At 43.4% G+C, this 15,425-nt stretch carries 10 protein-coding genes; 1 reads left to right on the top strand and 9 read right to left on the bottom strand.

Annotated elements, in window-relative coordinates; all coding sequences use genetic code 11:
* Positions 1-75 precede the first annotated feature (75 nt).
* The 4 genes from HFD85_RS19340 to guaA are packed head-to-tail and all read right to left on the bottom strand — an operon-like array spanning position 76 to position 4,419.
* Positions 76-603 carry an AAA family ATPase gene (locus tag HFD85_RS19340; RefSeq protein WP_167613590.1) on the bottom strand — a complete coding sequence of 176 codons (528 nt, stop codon included), beginning with the start codon at positions 601-603 and terminating at the stop codon, positions 76-78.
* A complete protein-coding gene (gene pnuC, locus HFD85_RS19335; protein WP_240925081.1) occupies positions 600-1,196 on the bottom strand; it encodes a nicotinamide riboside transporter PnuC in 597 nt (198 codons plus the stop codon). The genes HFD85_RS19340 and pnuC overlap by 4 nt, the downstream gene beginning before the upstream one ends.
* A 3-nt stretch (positions 1,197-1,199) precedes the next feature.
* Positions 1,200-2,831, bottom strand: a complete 1,632-nt coding sequence (locus tag HFD85_RS19330) for a S41 family peptidase (protein WP_167613588.1) — start codon at positions 2,829-2,831, stop codon at positions 1,200-1,202.
* Between the two features lie 58 nt (positions 2,832-2,889).
* Positions 2,890-4,419: a glutamine-hydrolyzing GMP synthase gene (guaA, locus tag HFD85_RS19325; protein ID WP_167613586.1), complete on the bottom strand. Its 1,530-nt coding sequence runs from the start codon at positions 4,417-4,419 to the stop codon at positions 2,890-2,892.
* Positions 4,420-4,630: 211 nt separating this feature from the next.
* Here guaA and HFD85_RS19320 point away from each other — a divergent pair, with 211 nt between their 5' ends.
* Positions 4,631-7,072: a LysM peptidoglycan-binding domain-containing protein gene (locus HFD85_RS19320; protein WP_167613584.1), complete on the top strand. Its 2,442-nt coding sequence runs from the start codon at positions 4,631-4,633 to the stop codon at positions 7,070-7,072.
* Between the two features lie 31 nt (positions 7,073-7,103).
* On the opposite strand, the gene HFD85_RS19315 is transcribed toward HFD85_RS19320, so the two are convergent.
* From HFD85_RS19315 to HFD85_RS19295, 5 genes are all read right to left on the bottom strand, one after another.
* Positions 7,104-9,095, bottom strand: coding sequence for a glucosidase family protein (locus tag HFD85_RS19315; protein ID WP_167613582.1), 1,992 nt, complete (start codon positions 9,093-9,095; stop codon positions 7,104-7,106).
* A 51-nt stretch (positions 9,096-9,146) separates the two neighbouring features.
* Positions 9,147-10,622 carry a sulfatase family protein gene (locus HFD85_RS19310; RefSeq protein WP_167613580.1) on the bottom strand — a complete coding sequence of 492 codons (1,476 nt, stop codon included), beginning with the start codon at positions 10,620-10,622 and terminating at the stop codon, positions 9,147-9,149.
* A 14-nt stretch (positions 10,623-10,636) separates the two neighbouring features.
* Positions 10,637-13,180, bottom strand: coding sequence for a M14 family metallopeptidase (locus HFD85_RS19305; RefSeq protein ID WP_167613578.1), 2,544 nt, complete (start codon positions 13,178-13,180; stop codon positions 10,637-10,639).
* 134 nt (positions 13,181-13,314) lie between these two features.
* Positions 13,315-14,319, bottom strand: coding sequence for a YeeE/YedE thiosulfate transporter family protein (locus HFD85_RS19300; protein WP_167613576.1), 1,005 nt, complete (start codon positions 14,317-14,319; stop codon positions 13,315-13,317).
* Between the two features lie 219 nt (positions 14,320-14,538).
* Entirely contained in the window at positions 14,539-15,423 is an 885-nt protein-coding gene (locus HFD85_RS19295; protein ID WP_167613573.1) for a carbon-nitrogen hydrolase, read from the bottom strand.
* Positions 15,424-15,425: the final 2 nt, after the last annotated feature.

The following is a 15,425-nucleotide window of genomic DNA, read 5'->3' as shown; positions in this document are numbered from 1 at the left end:
TAATGTGTTGTGCAAAGCTAAATACAATTGCTCGACAATTTAACCTTAGAACGAAATTATTTCTCTTTTGTTGATTTAACCGATCAATTGGTTCAAAATATGGATGGCATTTTTGATACGCTTTTCTCCAACTCCACTAATAATTTTATACTGAAAATTGTATTTTTCAATTTCCTCAATGTACCTTTTTTGAAGTTTGGCCCTGTTTTCTCCTCCATTTTCACGTACATTATCAGCAATCCAGGGAAGGTCGGTATCGCACACCAGGAATAAATCGATGTTCAGTTTTTGTATTTCCTGTTCAATCCAGGCAGGTACTTTATTGTAAACCACTTCAAACCAGATTTTCGTAATTAACAGCCAGGTATCCAGAATTACGAAAGGATAATCCGAACGAATTAGACTGTTATACCCTTCAACCTGTTTTTTTGCGATGAATTCAACATCTTCAAAAGTATAAGGCCTGCCCAGCTCCAGTATATATTCGCGGGCAAATTCAGCTTCGAAAGGCACCTTGTAATGCTGCGCAAGTGCTTCGGTAAGTGAACTCTTTCCTGTTGATTCGGCTCCCGTTATTGCTATTATTTTGGGTGAAGTTCTCAATCGGTTTTTAAATCTTTTTTCCATTCAAGGTAACCCAGCACGGCCATCACAGTGTAAATTACAAATAAGATTACGGTTGGCCAAAGTCCTTTATAAACGTACAATCCGGCAGAGAATGCATCCACAAAAATCCAGATGAGCCAGTGCCCAATGTATTTTTTTGCCAGCATCCAGGTTGCCACAATGCTTAATGCAGTGGTCATTGCGTCCATATGCGGAACATCGGAATCGGTAAAGTTTATGAGAATGTAAAGGATAATAGCATACAAAACAACTGAGGCCAGAATCAGGATGTACCGAAGTCGTTTTGAACTGAGACGTACCGGAACCTGTTCTTGTTCCTGTGGTTTTTTCCCTTTCAGCCAGAAATACCAACCGTATAAACTGATGACGACATAATAGGCCTGCAGCCCCATGTCGGCATAAAGTTTGGCTTGAAAAAACACCACGACATACAATGCCGAGGTCAGCAATCCGGTAGGCCAGGTGAGGATGTTCTGCCTGATTGAAAAGTAAATGTATATAATACCAAGAATGGCTCCGAGTAATTCAATTTTGTTACTGAGGAGCCATTCCTGTATGATGTCGATCATTGATTAATATTCGGTTGTTACTAACAGGTTGTTGTATTCATTCTGGTTTTTCAAAACATCAAGGGCTTTGTTAATGGCATCGTCATCGCGGTTCAAAATTTTAAACATATCGTTTCGTGAATACATGTCTCGTGCAATGTATGCCTTTAATTCCTCTTTTAATTTCGAAATTCCCCATTCCAGGCTTTTCTCATCCTTTTCAACATCTTCTTTTTCTCCACGCGCCACTATTTCTTCAATGGCTTCATCCGAAACCTTAAATTTCGAATTGAATGCCTCAAAATCAGGATATTCTTTTTGAAGCGACTCACGGTTACTGTCAACATAATCGAGCACATAATTGTAAGTCACATTTTTTCTGCGCAATTTATTGAGGTAGGCGTAATGACTTGACGTATCGAGCGGAACAAAAATATCAGGCATAATACCACCGCCACCATAAACATTTCTGCCATTCACGAGTGTGTGGTGTTTTAGTTTATCGTCGAAATGAATGCTGTCGGCGCTAAACATTTCACCATTTGATAAACGGCTCGCATAATCTTTTCTGTATTCGCTTAATCCTTCTTCATAAGGTTTCTGAATGCAGCGGCCACTTGGTGTATAATAATGAGCTGTTGTTAAACGCACCATCGATCCATCGGTTAAAAAGAATGGTTTCTGAACCAGTCCTTTTCCAAACGAACGGCGACCAATAATTAATCCACGATCCCAGTCCTGAATAGCTCCTGAAACAATTTCACTGGCCGATGCCGAACCTTCATCCACCAGAACAATCAGGTTACCCTTTTCGAAATAACCTTTGGCTGTGGCCTTGTAATCCCTTTTAGGATCGTTTAGTCCATCGGTATACACAACCATCTGATCGTCTTTTAAAAACTGGTCAGAAAGCTCTATGGCCGTTCTCAGGTAACCTCCGCCATTTCCTCTCAAATCGAGAATAAGATTTTGAAGATTGTCTTGCTTCAGCTCTTTTATTGCTGTTTCGAATTCCTCGTTGGTAGTCGCCGCAAATTTATTCAGTTTGATGTAACCTGTAGATTCATTAATCATGTACGAAGCATCAAGACTGAAGATAGGTATCTTGTCTCGAATAATCTTAAAATCCAGTAACTCCGGTTCCGATTTGCGATACACTTTAAGGTTAACTTCAGTTCCCTTATCGCCACGGAGCATGTCAAAAACATCCGAATTTTTCAGTCCGATTCCGGCAATGTTTTTTTCGTCAACATCAACAATCCGGTCCCCGGCACGCAAACCAACTTTTTCCGACGGTCCTCCTGGAATGGTTGTGGTAACCATCAAAGTATCTTTGTAAATGGTGAATGAAATCCCGATCCCCTCGAAGTTACCTTTCAATGGTTCGTTCATTTTATCCACTTCTTCCTTCGAAATGTAGGTAGAGTGTGGGTCTAACTCACCCAAAAGATGAACGATGGCATCTTCAGTTAATTTGCTAACATTAGCCGAATCAACGTAGTAGCCGTCGATCAGGCGCAACAAACGCGCAAATTTGAGCTGGCTTTCCTGCACCGATTCCTGCGCGGAGGTATTTATGGTAGGAATTATCAGCACAAGCGCCAATAAAATATTTAATCCTGATCTTCTGAGTTGTCTTACTGTAATCTGTCTCATGATTCGTTTTTTTATGCTGAAGACTGCCACTTTACAGCCTGCGTGTAAATCGTAACAATTATTCCCACTCGATTGTTGCCGGCGGTTTCGAACTGATATCGTAAACTACGCGATTGATCCCGCGAACTTTATTGATAATTTCGTTCGACATTTTTGCCAGAAAATCATAAGGAAGGTGCACCCAGTCTGCAGTCATACCGTCAGTTGAAGTTACTGCACGCAAGGCAACGGTGTTTTCGTAAGTTCGTTCGTCGCCCATAACACCTACCGATTGAACCGGTAAAAGCATTACACCGGCTTGCCATACTTCGTCGTACAAGCCCCAGTTTTTTAGTCCGTTGATAAAAATAGCATCGGCTTCCTGCAGCATCGTCACTTTTTCAGGAGTGATATCACCCAAAATCCGGATACCCAAACCGGGACCGGGGAAAGGATGACGCCCCAGAAGTTCCTGCTTGATGTTCATGGCTTTACCAACACGACGTACTTCATCTTTAAATAAAAGTTTGAGTGGTTCCACCACTTTTAACTTCATTTTTTCAGGAAGACCACCAACGTTGTGGTGCGATTTAATGGTAGCCGACGGACCATTTACAGAAACCGACTCGATAACATCGGGATAAATTGTTCCCTGAGCCAGCCATTTAACGTCCTGTATTTTGTGCGCTTCTTCGTCGAAAACTTCAATGAAATTCCGGCCGATAATTTTTCTTTTTGTTTCAGGATCGGTAACACCGGCCAAATCGTCCCAGAATTTTTTCCGGGCGTCAACGCCAATTACATTCAGTCCCATGTCTTTGTAAGAATGCAGTACGTCTTCGAACTCATTTTTGCGGAGCAATCCGTTATCCACAAAAATACAGGTTAGGTTTTTGCCAATTGCCTTATTCAGCAAAACACCTGCAACCGATGAGTCAACACCGCCCGACAAGCCAAGTACCACTTTATCGTTACCCAATTGTGCTTTTAATTCGTTAACAGTAGTTTCTACAAACGAAGCGGGTGTCCAGTTTTGTTCGCAACCGCAAATGTCGGAAACAAAATTTTGCAGCAATTGCTTTCCTTCGGTGGTGTGGTAAACCTCGGGGTGGAACTGAATGGCCCAGGTAGCTTCGTCATCTACTTTATAAGCGGCATAATTCACGTCTTCGGTTGACGCGATCACCTTATAATTTTTTGGTAGACGAACGATGGTATCGCCATGCGACATCCAAACCTGCGAATGCAAACTAATATCCTTAAATAAAATGTTGTCGTGATCGATAAATCCAAGATTGGCGCGGCCATATTCACGGGTATTCGACGGAGCCACTTCACCTCCATAAAAATGAGCCATGTACTGTGCGCCGTAGCAAACTCCCAATACCGGCATTTTTCCTTTTATTGCGGTAAGGTCGGGGCGTGGTGCATCTTCATCGCGGACAGAGTACGGACTACCCGAAAGCACAACTCCTTTTACACTTTCGTCGATTTCCGGGTAATGGTTGAACGGATGAATTTCGCAATAAACATTTAACTCGCGGATTTTGCGTCCGATCAACTGAGTATATTGAGATCCAAAGTCAAGGATCAAAATCTTTTCTTGCATCTAAATTTCCTTTAAAGTGGTGAAACGACAAAAGTATAAATATAGTCTCAAAAAAGGTGCTTTTTAGTACAAAAAGAGGGCGTTATTAACGCGTAGCTAAGTTTTTTGGATGGCTTACGGTATTTGGCGAAATTAATTTCAAAATGGCTCGTTTACCTTTTGTGTTGGGTATTATTTGTTAATTTTGGCCAATTATTTAAGTACTTAGTTCATGAAGTTTATTCTTAGCGTCCTATTCGTTTCGTTACTCTTCGTCGGAATTGAACCGCTCTCCGGGCAAAACCTGCACGAAAACGAGATTGTAGTTATTAGTGGCGAAAAATTTATCCTGCACGAGGTAAAAACGGGTGAAACCATTTATTCGCTCTCCAAAAAATATAAGCTGGAACGTGCGGAGTTGGAAAAGTACAATCCGAAAGCGGCCGATGGTCTTAGCATTGGCGAGATTTTGAAAATTCCATTTAAAGAAGGTGCCGATCTTTCAGTGGATGAACCGCAGGTAAAAGGAGAGCCTGACGGATTTAAACCATACAAAATTCAATCGAAAAAAGAGACCGCCTATTTTATTGCTAGAGAAAATGGAATTACCGTAGAAGAATTATACGCCTACAATTCAGATAAAAAGAAATTTAAACGCGGCACCATTCTGAAAATTCCATATTGGAATAAACCGGTTGAAGCGGTAGCAGAAACCACCCCAAAAGATGAAACCCCGGAAGTAATAGCCCATCAGGTGGTTTCGGGTGAAACACTTTATTCCTTATCAAAAAAATACAAAGTTTCTGAAAGTGAGATACTGAGTTTAAATCCCAACGCCAATAATTTAAAGGCGGGGTCGGTGTTATATATTCCGAAAGCTAAGGAAGAAAACGTTAGTGACGCAATTACGCCGGCTACCAACGATTTTTCGGATAAATATTTTGAACACATCATCGAATCGGGCGAAACCTTGTGGGGAACCACCCGTCGCTATGGTGTTTCAGAAGAGCAGTTGAAAGCGCTCAACCCGATCCTGAATACCGGTTTCCCGGCAGGGGCGGTTATTAGAATTCCTGTCAGAGAAGAAGAAATAGCAGTTGTTAAGCCGGTTAACGAAGAGGCTTTCGACAAGCATTACGTGGAGAAAGGCGAAACTTTATACGGTTTGTCGCATAAATTTTCAGTAACGATTCTTGACCTGAAAAAATACAATCCGGTTTTGGAACAGCGTGGTTTGGTTGAAGGAGAAACGATTTTGATTCCGCATAAAGAAGAAGAACCACAAACCGAAAGTGATAATGTTGTGATTTCGGACCAGCCGGTGGTTGAAGCAAAACCTGCTGACGATTTCTATAAAGTGGACATGGTTCTGGAGATTCCGGAAGGTTGTCAGCCTGATCACAGCGGACTTTTCGATCAGCAAACCTATAATGTTGTGCTGTTTCTGCCATTATTCCTCGAAGCAAATGACACGCTGAACCAGGAAGCAGCCGTAGTGGATTCAACACTTCTTGCTGAAGGCAGCGATGTAATTCCTGAGAATCCGGACTTCCTGAATGATACTTCGTTGCAGGATACTACCATTGAGGTGGAGAAAATTGAAGTATTTAAAAAGTTTTATGGCAACACCGAGAATTTTGTTCAGTTTTACGAAGGAGTGTTGCTGGCGCTCGATCGTCTCCAACGCGAAGGAATGGATATAAAGTTGAAAGTGTTCGATACCCAGCATAACGCCGACTCTGTTCGTCAATATATTTATAATCCCGACTTCTTAAGTACCGACCTGATTATCGGCCCGATTTACCCTGATGTTCAGGCCGAAGTTTCTCAATTGTCGGCAAAAAACGGCATTCCGATGGTTTCGCCGCTGGCTTCTCAATCGGCACTTATTCAGTCGAATCCTTATTACTTTCAGGTAAATCCCTCGAGAGAATACCTGGCCGCTGAAACTGCGGAAATGGTTGCCGAGGAATATTACAACAGTAATTTTATTATTCTGAAAACGGAAGATTACAGCCGTACTCCCGAAGGACGTTTGGTAGAATTGTTACAGGAAAAATTTGTTAATGCTGGTTTGATGAGCCAGCGTGAAGGCGTGAATTTTACGATTTACGATTTCAAAGCAGAAGGCCCCTTTGGCTTACGTCGCATCATGTCGAAAGCCAAAGAAAATGTGGTTTATATTCCGTCTTCCGACGAAGGTAGTTTAAGCATTGCCATTTCAAACGTTAATAACCTGGCAAGCGATTATTCCATTACGCTCATCGGAACGCATCGTTTTCCGAATTATCAGAGTATTCAGATCGATCATTTTCATAACCTGAAATTGAAATACATTGCTCCATACTGGGTGGATTATTCAGCTCCTCCGACCATTAATTTTGTGGAAGATTTTAGAACCAACTTTGGCACCGAGCCTGATAATTTCGGATTTCAGGGTTACGATGTTTCCTTGTATTTTCTAAAAGCCATTTCAGGTTTTGGTAAGAACTTTACTGATTGCCTGTCCTATTTCCACATCGATCTGATACAGGGGAATTATCATTTCGAAAAATTCTCGCAATTTGGCGGATACATGAACCAGGGAGTTTCGGTGATCAGTTACACCCGCGATTACGAAGTAAAGCGCGAACGTGTAAAAGGTCAGCCCAAACTGATACTGGCCGGCAATTAAATTTTAGAGTTGAAATCCTTTTGTCCCCTGGCTAAAGTTTCACGGATATTGATTCACCATTTTCGATGAGTGACTCAATAAACACTTTTTCGCTGTTTGAAACTTTGACAGCCAGTTTGGATCCTTTCCTAATCACTTCAATGTTAAAATCCTGATTAAAGGCTTTTATATTTTTCAGTGCCATCGAATTCCAATCTTCAGGTAATTGTGGTGTCAGTTTAAACTCCGAGAATCCTGTTGGACGAATTCCAAAAACGCCTTCAGTAATAATACGGCAGTAAAGCGCACTTTCGGCCGATAAATGCCTCTGATTTCCTTCGGGATAAGCCTCAACCGGATAGGGAACATGTTCGCCAAGCAAACGACGCTTGGAATAGTAGCTCAGAAATGGCATCGCTTTTTTAGTTTCTCCGGCAGCAAATACTCCACGCAGCGCATACAAAGTAGCTCTGTCCCAGAATGTAGTGCTTCCCGAGGCCGAGGCCAGTCCATCATCGGTCCATAGTTTATCTGAAAAAAGTGCATCAATTGTTCCTTCACTTCGGTTGAAAATATCAACGGTTAAAGGCGTGCAAATCCAGGCACGTAGTACGTCGTTTTCCTTGTAGTAGCGGTAGGTTTCAAATCCGTCAAGCTTACTTCCGAAATAATTCTCTATGGCAACTTCAAGCCTTTCAGCCTGATTCGCGTATTCGTTTAATTGGTCTTCATCAATGTTCAATTCCTTCCCGAGTAAAACGGCTGATTTCAGTGCGTCGTAATACAACGATGAAGTATTCAGGTTGGCTTTCCCGGCAGGGAAGCGACCTTCAAGCTCGTCGCTGTCGGAGCTAACAACACCGTCGCTGTTAATCTTTCTCCTGCTATATTCGAGGCACCATTCAATAAGCGGCCACAATTCTTTTGCATCGGTTTTATTACCACATGCCAGCGCAAACCGGCCGGCGCCATAGGCGATCATCGCCATATCTCCGCGGTCGCCGGCACCGTTCCAGTAATCAGTACCTTCGGCAATTATTGAACTCGGAATTGGTTTGAAATCGTCATTTATGTAACGGGCAAAATGCCTGAATGAATTCATTGCCGACTCATTCCCGGCCAGGTTGCCTAAAAAGGGAAAGAAAGGATTGGCATATTCTGCCTGATCGTTTGCCCAAATGGCTGCATAATAACGTCCACCGCCCGGAGCATGCAATAAGCCGCCTTTGGTGTGGAAAATACTTTCCACGGCCCTTAATTTGGCAAAAGCAAAAGTTTGGTTCAATACCTTATCCGGAGATTCGAAATGCAAATCGGCAAAGGTTTCTTTGATCAGTTTTTCTCTTTTGTTCAACTCATATTCAGGTGAAATATAAATTTCCTCAAAGCCGGCTTTTCGGCCGGTGTAAACCAAAGCATAGTTCAACGATTCGTTCGGTTTTAACTGAAATTGACCACTTTTAGTCGACCGGACACTTATTTTATACGCTCCGTAAACACCCTTGTCTGCATCGGTAATATGCGAGTATTCAACCTTTGGTATTTCAACTGAAACAGCTTGAGCGCCTGAATTGCTGATCTCAATTTTATCCAGAAAAACAGCATCATCTGTTGAAGGGAACAGAACATGCTTGATCTCAATACCACCCGGTGTTTTTGAATGGTAGCCCAATAATCCATCGATATAGAAATGGTCGGGTTTTTCTTCAATACCCTGTCCGTTTATTTTTATCTGGCCCAGATTTTTATAATCGATTTCATGGGCAAGACTGGCATGCGTGTCATTTGGGATGGTGCGTAACATTGGAAATACCAGATGCACTTTTTGAGTCAACGATCCGTTTGTTACTCCGTAATGCACAATCGAGGATACATAGAATCCGCTCATTTCAATGTGGTCCATGTGTGAATCATTTGCTTCCACCTTCCACACGATTCCTCCATTGTCATTCAAGTTCCACCTCGGGGATTGTTGTGCTGTTGCCCGACCGAACCCGGCACTCAATATCGTAAGAATTAATAATCCGTTTAGAATCGTTCTCATTTTAACTGTCTTATTGTTTATTGTTTAGTCCTCTTGGATATGGTAATTTTTTTACTTGACTTCTTTTGTATTCAGCTTGTAAGATGCCCTGTAAGGGAATTTATCAAAATCGATCCCGTTATTCAGAATCCTTGGATCTTCTGTCCGCTTGAGTTCATTAATCAGCAGTGTTGCTAAACTGTCCTTAAGATTTTGGTAATCGGGATCAGCGGCCAGATTATGCATCTGATAGGGATCGGCAATTACATCGAATAATTCTTCCTGTGGCCTTTTCGCGAAACAAAGGTCATAATAAAGATGGTACTTTGGATTGCTGTAATTATCCATCAAAAACGATTTGGTTGGACCGTTGTCGCAGTCGGAAAAGTTGGTCATCGGATGGGTAGCTCCGTCAGCAACTCCGGCCGGCCAGCGATCTGGGAACAGATTAATGATGTAAAGAAACTCCTCTGTCCGGATTGCCCTGCCCGGGTAACCATCCATCGAAGGAATGGCCTGTGCCGGAGTGTGTCTTTCACGACCATACACCACAAACGAATCCTCCTGGTTATTTCGGTTTTGCTCCAACAATAAGGGTTTCAATGATTTTCCAGTCATTTCAGTTGGAACTTCCACTCCTGCAAAATCCAGAAAGGTTGGAGCGAGATCAACCAGTGTGACGGGTTGTTTAGCCACACCATGTTTGATGTGTTTCCCCCATCTTACCGCTAATGGAACGTGGGCCCCCATGTCGTAGAGGTTGGCCTTGCAACGCGGAAATGGAGTCCCGTTGTCACCGGTCATCACAATGATGGTATTCTCCAGTTCTCCAATGCTGTCGAGCAAGCGGATGGCCTCTGCAACATCAGCGTCAAAGCGTTGTACTTCGTAATAATAATCGGCAAAGTCACTTCGTATTTCATCCACATCAGGCAGAAAAGGAGGAACTGAAATGCTGTTCGGATCGATTCCCGATTCCCGGCCACTGTCTTTTTTGTAAGGCCGGTGCGGATCTGATGCTCCAAGCCAGAAGCAAAACGGACTGCCGGCGGGCCGGTCATCAAGAAAGGCTTTAAATCCTTTGTTGTATACTTTCCCTGCAGGGTGAATGGTATCGTAACCTCCGGCTGAAAGATCGCCGGGCCCCCATGATTTACGCCACGATCCTGTAAAATATCCGGCTTGCTGCAAAAGGAGCGGATAGACAGGTATATCTTTGTCGAGGGTTGACCATAAATTGGCGCCCTCATCCAACCTCCAGATGTGCTGTCCGGTCAGGATTGCATTTCTGCTGGGCGTGCACGACGGACTTGCCACAAAGGCATTCTCGAAAACCACTCCCTCATTGACCAGCCTGTCGAATGCCGGTGTTTTTACCACCTGGTCGCCGTAAAACGAGGCATGCGGCCAGCCCCAGTCGTCGGCAATACAGAAAAGGATATTTGGTCTTTCAGGTTCTTTTGTTTGATTACAGCTACTTAAAGTTGTGCCGGATAAAGCGACAAAACAAATTAAGCAGATCAGTTGGTTTAGTTTAGTAGTTTTCATTTTATTAGTTGAACTTATTCAATTAGATTTCCAAAGAAAACAGCGTTGGTAAACAACTTCGAGGTGCCCAACCAAATGCCCCGGAAATTCATGTTGTCCTCGTAGCTGATCAGTTTTCCACGTCCCAGCGACTCAACACTTACCACGGGTGCATCCTTTATACGTTCGATATTTGGTTCCGAAGCCCATCCGCTTTTATAAGGAGATGCGGTGTATTTAACCGGTTCTGCAAATTTCTTTTCGAGTGAATTGGCTACCGAGTTATCCGATTTGAAAATTGAAATTTCACCATCGGTATAACCGTAACACAGCGGATGTGTGATATCCATTTGGGCATTAAAGATCGCTCCGCTAACAAGATTTAAGGTGCGCTCTTTTCCGCGCTCGGCATAACTTTGGTATTTTGTTGTGTCGGGATCAACTTGTTTTTTATAGGTATTTTTTCCAAATCCACTTTTTGCAGCCCACTGTGCTCCGCTTTTGTAGCCAATTAAAGTACCACCCTGCTCTGCCCAGGTTTTTAGTTTCTGTTCTTCAGTATTATCCCACGAGCGGAAATTACCGGCCAAAATAATGGTAGTGTAGCGGTTTAAATTGGTACGCGATAAAATTCCTGATTCCACCAGTGTAACAGGAATATGGAACCTTTGATCGAAGAGGTGCCAGATCTCGCCGGCATCGCTGCTGCGCACATCACCGCCAACAAATAATAAAACTTCGGGCCTGGTCAACAGTGCAAAATTGTTACTTCCCGCATCTATTCCTTCCGGTGACAATCCGGTGGAAAGTCCGTAGAAATCAACTCCCGTATTTTTTGCAACACTTGTAATCAGCTTGAAAATATCGGCCTCGCTTAGTTTTTGGTCGCTGACAGGAACAAGGATGGAGCCGTAGGTAAAAGCTTCGTTCTTATTATCAATGTTGAATGAAAATTTCTCGGTAGCCACTCTCGTACGCAAACCGGCTGCCTGAAGCGAATACAAAGCAGTGGGGCAGGAGTATTCATTCCAGCGGAAAACATAAGCCAGCGAGCTTTTTCCTCCGATTACCTGACCTTCAATTTTTTCTGCCTCTACCGCATCGCCTTGCGCCATTTGTTTGGCATTGGTCAGTTTGGCATAGTTCAGGTCGAAAGCCAGTGGCATGGTCCAGGTAGAAACATCGTAAAATGTGGTATCGGAAAAGGAAGTAACTTCTTCAAATAGTGATAGGATCAAACGTGCCTGCTTTTGTTTTACCGGTACAATGTAGCTGCTTTCGCTTCTAAATTCTTTACCGTCACAAGTTAGATCCTTTTCGTTTTTATAAACTTCAATCTGGTGACGTCGTAAGAGATCAATAAACAGTTGGGTTTTTACTTTGTCGGTTTCACTGCCAAAAACATAGGCTTTTACCGTACTTGCATCAGCAACATCGGCTGCAGTAGCATAAAACTCTTTCTGCATATCGAGTAAATCATCGTGCAGATTCATGGCTGCTTCAAGTGTTGAGAGCGATGTTGTAAACTGGTTTTTAATACCAAAAGCCAACTTTCGCACACCGTTTTCCGTTTGCCTGATCCGTCCTCTGAAACCGGCTTGTTCAAAAAGAATACCGACTGAACCGTTTATGTCGGGATAGGAAGAGCCTTTTCCGAAGTAATAATCATCAAACGATTCCTCACTGAAATAGAATGAACCAATTTTATCGAGGAACTGTGCATGATATTTTGCAATCTCGTGCGTGAGCTCGTAGTTTTTTTCAGGGGTAAGCGGATTGTTCCGGCTTGGTACACCGGGTTGAAAGAAGAAAGATGAATTGGCACCCATTTCGTGATGATCGGTTACAATATTGGGTTTCCACTCATGAAACTTTTCTACACGACCCTTGCTTTCGGGATGTACCAACAGTAAATAGTCGCGGTTCAGGTCGAACCAGTAATGGTTGGTACGTCCGCCGGGCCACACTTCATCAAACTGGCGCGAATCGGGATTACCGTTGGCTGCTGCACTCTGGTGCATGTTTGCCCAGGTACTGTGGCGGGTAAATCCGTCGGGATTCAGACAAGGATCAACAATGATAATCGTGTTGGCTAAAAGCTTGTCGATTTTTTCGCCTTCAGCGGCTGCCAGGTAATACGCAGTGAGCACCGATGAGTTTGTACCGCTCGATTCGTTACCGTGCACACCGTACGTGAGACTTACCACCAGCGGAACACCATCTTTTGCAAGCTCGCTGCCGGGTTCCGAGTAGTCATAATGTTTTTTCTTCAGTTCATCGAGGTTTTGCTGATTTTCAACCGAAGTAAAAACCAGGTGCACCAGCGGCCGGTTTTCATAAGTTCGGGCATATTCGTACATGATGGCACGGTCCGACAATTCATTAATTGTTTTTATATAGTTCAGAACCTGGTCATGTGTGAGGTGCCATTCGCCCATTTGTTGATTAAAAAAGGCTTCAGGCGTTGGTATCTCCGGGTTGTAGCTAACATCGCCCGGTAGAAAATAATCCATTTTCTCCTGTGCCGAGCTCACAAAAAACAACAGTAATACAATCAGACTTGCAGTAATTTTTCTCATGCTTCAACTATTAATTTGAAAATTAGCAGGATCTCAGGTTTTATTGGTGCTCCTAATTTGGCAAATATTCAGGGATTAACAATAAAAATGGCTACGATTTTATTAAGTGAGTTATTCGAACTTCAGAAAATGGATTAGCTTTTATAGAATAATTTTCCGGTTAGTAAGAGGCTGCCAAAAACAACCACGGCAAAGAGCAAGCTGCTGACAGCCATTTGCATCCCGCCTGAAATCACGTGTCCGCTGGTACATCCTCCGGCCATGCGTGCACCAAAGATCAGGATAAAGCCGCCGATAAATGCCCAGATTGCACGTTGTACATTCGAGGCTCCGCGGTATTTTTCCCAGTTCTCGTACACCATTTTTAGTTTGAATGTTTTAGTGACCAGCGATCCGATCAATCCGGCCAGAAAAGCCCCCCCCAGGAAGATCAGTTCCCAGTGTCCCGGCTTTTGTATTTTGGCGAAATAATCGTTTTGGGTAAGTCCGGCCAGTACATCCGAGAGATAGGGATAAGTAGTGGAAGCGCCGATGGGGCGGTCGGAACCAAACTGTGAGAAAACGATGGTATTCAGAATGGCGAGTAGTGCACCGGCAATCAGCCAACGGTAGTTTTTTTGTTTTTCGAAACCGTGCAGCCAGAAAGCTGCGGCGATAAACACCACTCCAATAATGATCAATACAACGTAAAAAGCTACTTTCGAAGGAATCAGTGTTTGCAGTGAAATAGCTCCAAGATCGGGACCCAGAATACTTTTAATCGAAGGTAGTACCAGTGTAAAAACCAATCCCCCCAATAATCCGCCGATAATTCCGGCCAGTGCATCCAGCGATCCTTCTCCCAGCGAAATGGCAAGCGTACCGGGGCAGTAGCCTAAAATAGCCATTCCGGTACCAAACAGAATACCGCCTATCACTATTCCACCCAGAATCAACGGTTTTACATGAAATGAAGCAAAGCCGAGGCCAATTTCAATGTTGAGTAAAATGGCTCCCAAACCAATTGCAACGGCAATGGCTTTGGCAACTGTGAGGTCATCTAAAGTGGCCATGCCACCAATTGTATTGTACTTGTTCAGGCTGGCGTATTGCAAAATGAGCCCAAACAAAAATCCAAAAATCAGAATTGAAATAAACATACTAACTTAATTTACGGTTTATGGTTACGCTTCGGTAGCGTTGAGTTGGTTTGAGCCTAAAGTTAATAGCTATTCTTCTAAATTGTTATTTAGAATCCGCTTTTTTTCTGCAGACGTTTATTTAACCTGAAATCTTATTTTTTTCGTGACAATTAGTTGGGGTACAAAACAATTTTGCCATACTTTATTTATTTCATCGATGAACAGTGTGAAAAAGCCCTAATCGCGGTAACGTTTTAGCAGCTCGTCGTAGGCATCGATGCGGCGATCACGAAGGAAAGGCCAGATCCGGCGGACATCTTCCGTGCGTTTCCTGTCGATTTCAACTACCTCGATTTGCTCTTTGTCTGTATCAAATTTTTTGATGATCTCGCCCTGAGGCCCGGCAACAAAAGAGTTTCCCCAGAATTGTATTCCGGCAGAATGCCCCGAAGGATCGGCTTCAAAACCGATGCGGTTCACACTGATCACCGGCAAGCCATTGGCAACGGCATGACCGCGTTGAGAAATTGTCCAGGCATCCAATTGGCGGATTTGTTCATCTTCAGTATCGTTCGGGTCCCATCCAATAGCGGTAGGGTAGATCAGCATTTCAGCTCCGGCCAGTGCCATTAAACGGGCAGCTTCAGGATACCATTGGTCCCAGCAAACCAGCAGGCCAAGTTTACCGACAGAAGTCTCAATCGGCTCAAATCCCATGTCGCCGGGCGTGAAATAAAACTTTTCATAAAAACCGGGATCATCCGGAATGTGCATTTTCCGGTATTTCCCGGCCAGCGATCCGTCTTTTTCAAAAACTACGGCAGTGTTGTGGTACAAACCGGGAGCACGCTTTTCAAAAAGTGAGGTCACCAAAACAACACCTGCTTCTTTGGCCGCCCGGGCAAAAAAATCGGAATCAGGACCCGGAATCGGTTCAGCAAGATCGAACAACGAGGTATCTTCAATTTGGCAGAAATACAGGCTGGCATGCAGTTCCTGCAGTACCACCAACTCGGCTCCCTTAGAAGCTGCTTTAGCAATTGCTTCCAGACTTTTTTGCATGTTCTCAGCTTTGTTTGCTGAACGCTTTTGTTGTATGATTCCTACTTTTAGTTTGTCCATTT

It is taken from the genome of Maribellus sediminis, assembly GCF_011799805.1.
In the GTDB taxonomy this organism is placed as follows: Bacteria; Bacteroidota; Bacteroidia; order Bacteroidales; family Prolixibacteraceae; genus Draconibacterium; species Draconibacterium sediminis_A.
Note: the sequence above shows the minus strand (reverse complement) of the source record. Positions and strands in the feature narration are given on the sequence as shown.

Bases quoted from the DNA above. Each gene is read 5' to 3' on its own strand.
- HFD85_RS19295 (WP_167613573.1), bottom strand. From the start codon at position 15,423: ATGGACAAACTAAAAGTAGGAATCATACAACAAAAGCGTTCAGCAAAC.
- HFD85_RS19320 (WP_167613584.1), top strand. From the start codon at position 4,631: ATGAAGTTTATTCTTAGCGTCCTATTCGTTTCGTTACTCTTCGTCGGA.
- HFD85_RS19330 (WP_167613588.1), bottom strand. From the start codon at position 2,831: ATGAGACAGATTACAGTAAGACAACTCAGAAGATCAGGATTAAATATT.
- HFD85_RS19300 (WP_167613576.1), bottom strand. From the start codon at position 14,319: ATGTTTATTTCAATTCTGATTTTTGGATTTTTGTTTGGGCTCATTTTG.
- HFD85_RS19310 (WP_167613580.1), bottom strand. From the start codon at position 10,622: ATGAAAACTACTAAACTAAACCAACTGATCTGCTTAATTTGTTTTGTC.
- HFD85_RS19305 (WP_167613578.1), bottom strand. From the start codon at position 13,180: ATGAGAAAAATTACTGCAAGTCTGATTGTATTACTGTTGTTTTTTGTG.
- guaA (WP_167613586.1), bottom strand. From the start codon at position 4,419: ATGCAAGAAAAGATTTTGATCCTTGACTTTGGATCTCAATATACTCAG.
- pnuC (WP_240925081.1), bottom strand. From the start codon at position 1,196: ATGATCGACATCATACAGGAATGGCTCCTCAGTAACAAAATTGAATTA.
- HFD85_RS19315 (WP_167613582.1), bottom strand. From the start codon at position 9,095: ATGAGAACGATTCTAAACGGATTATTAATTCTTACGATATTGAGTGCC.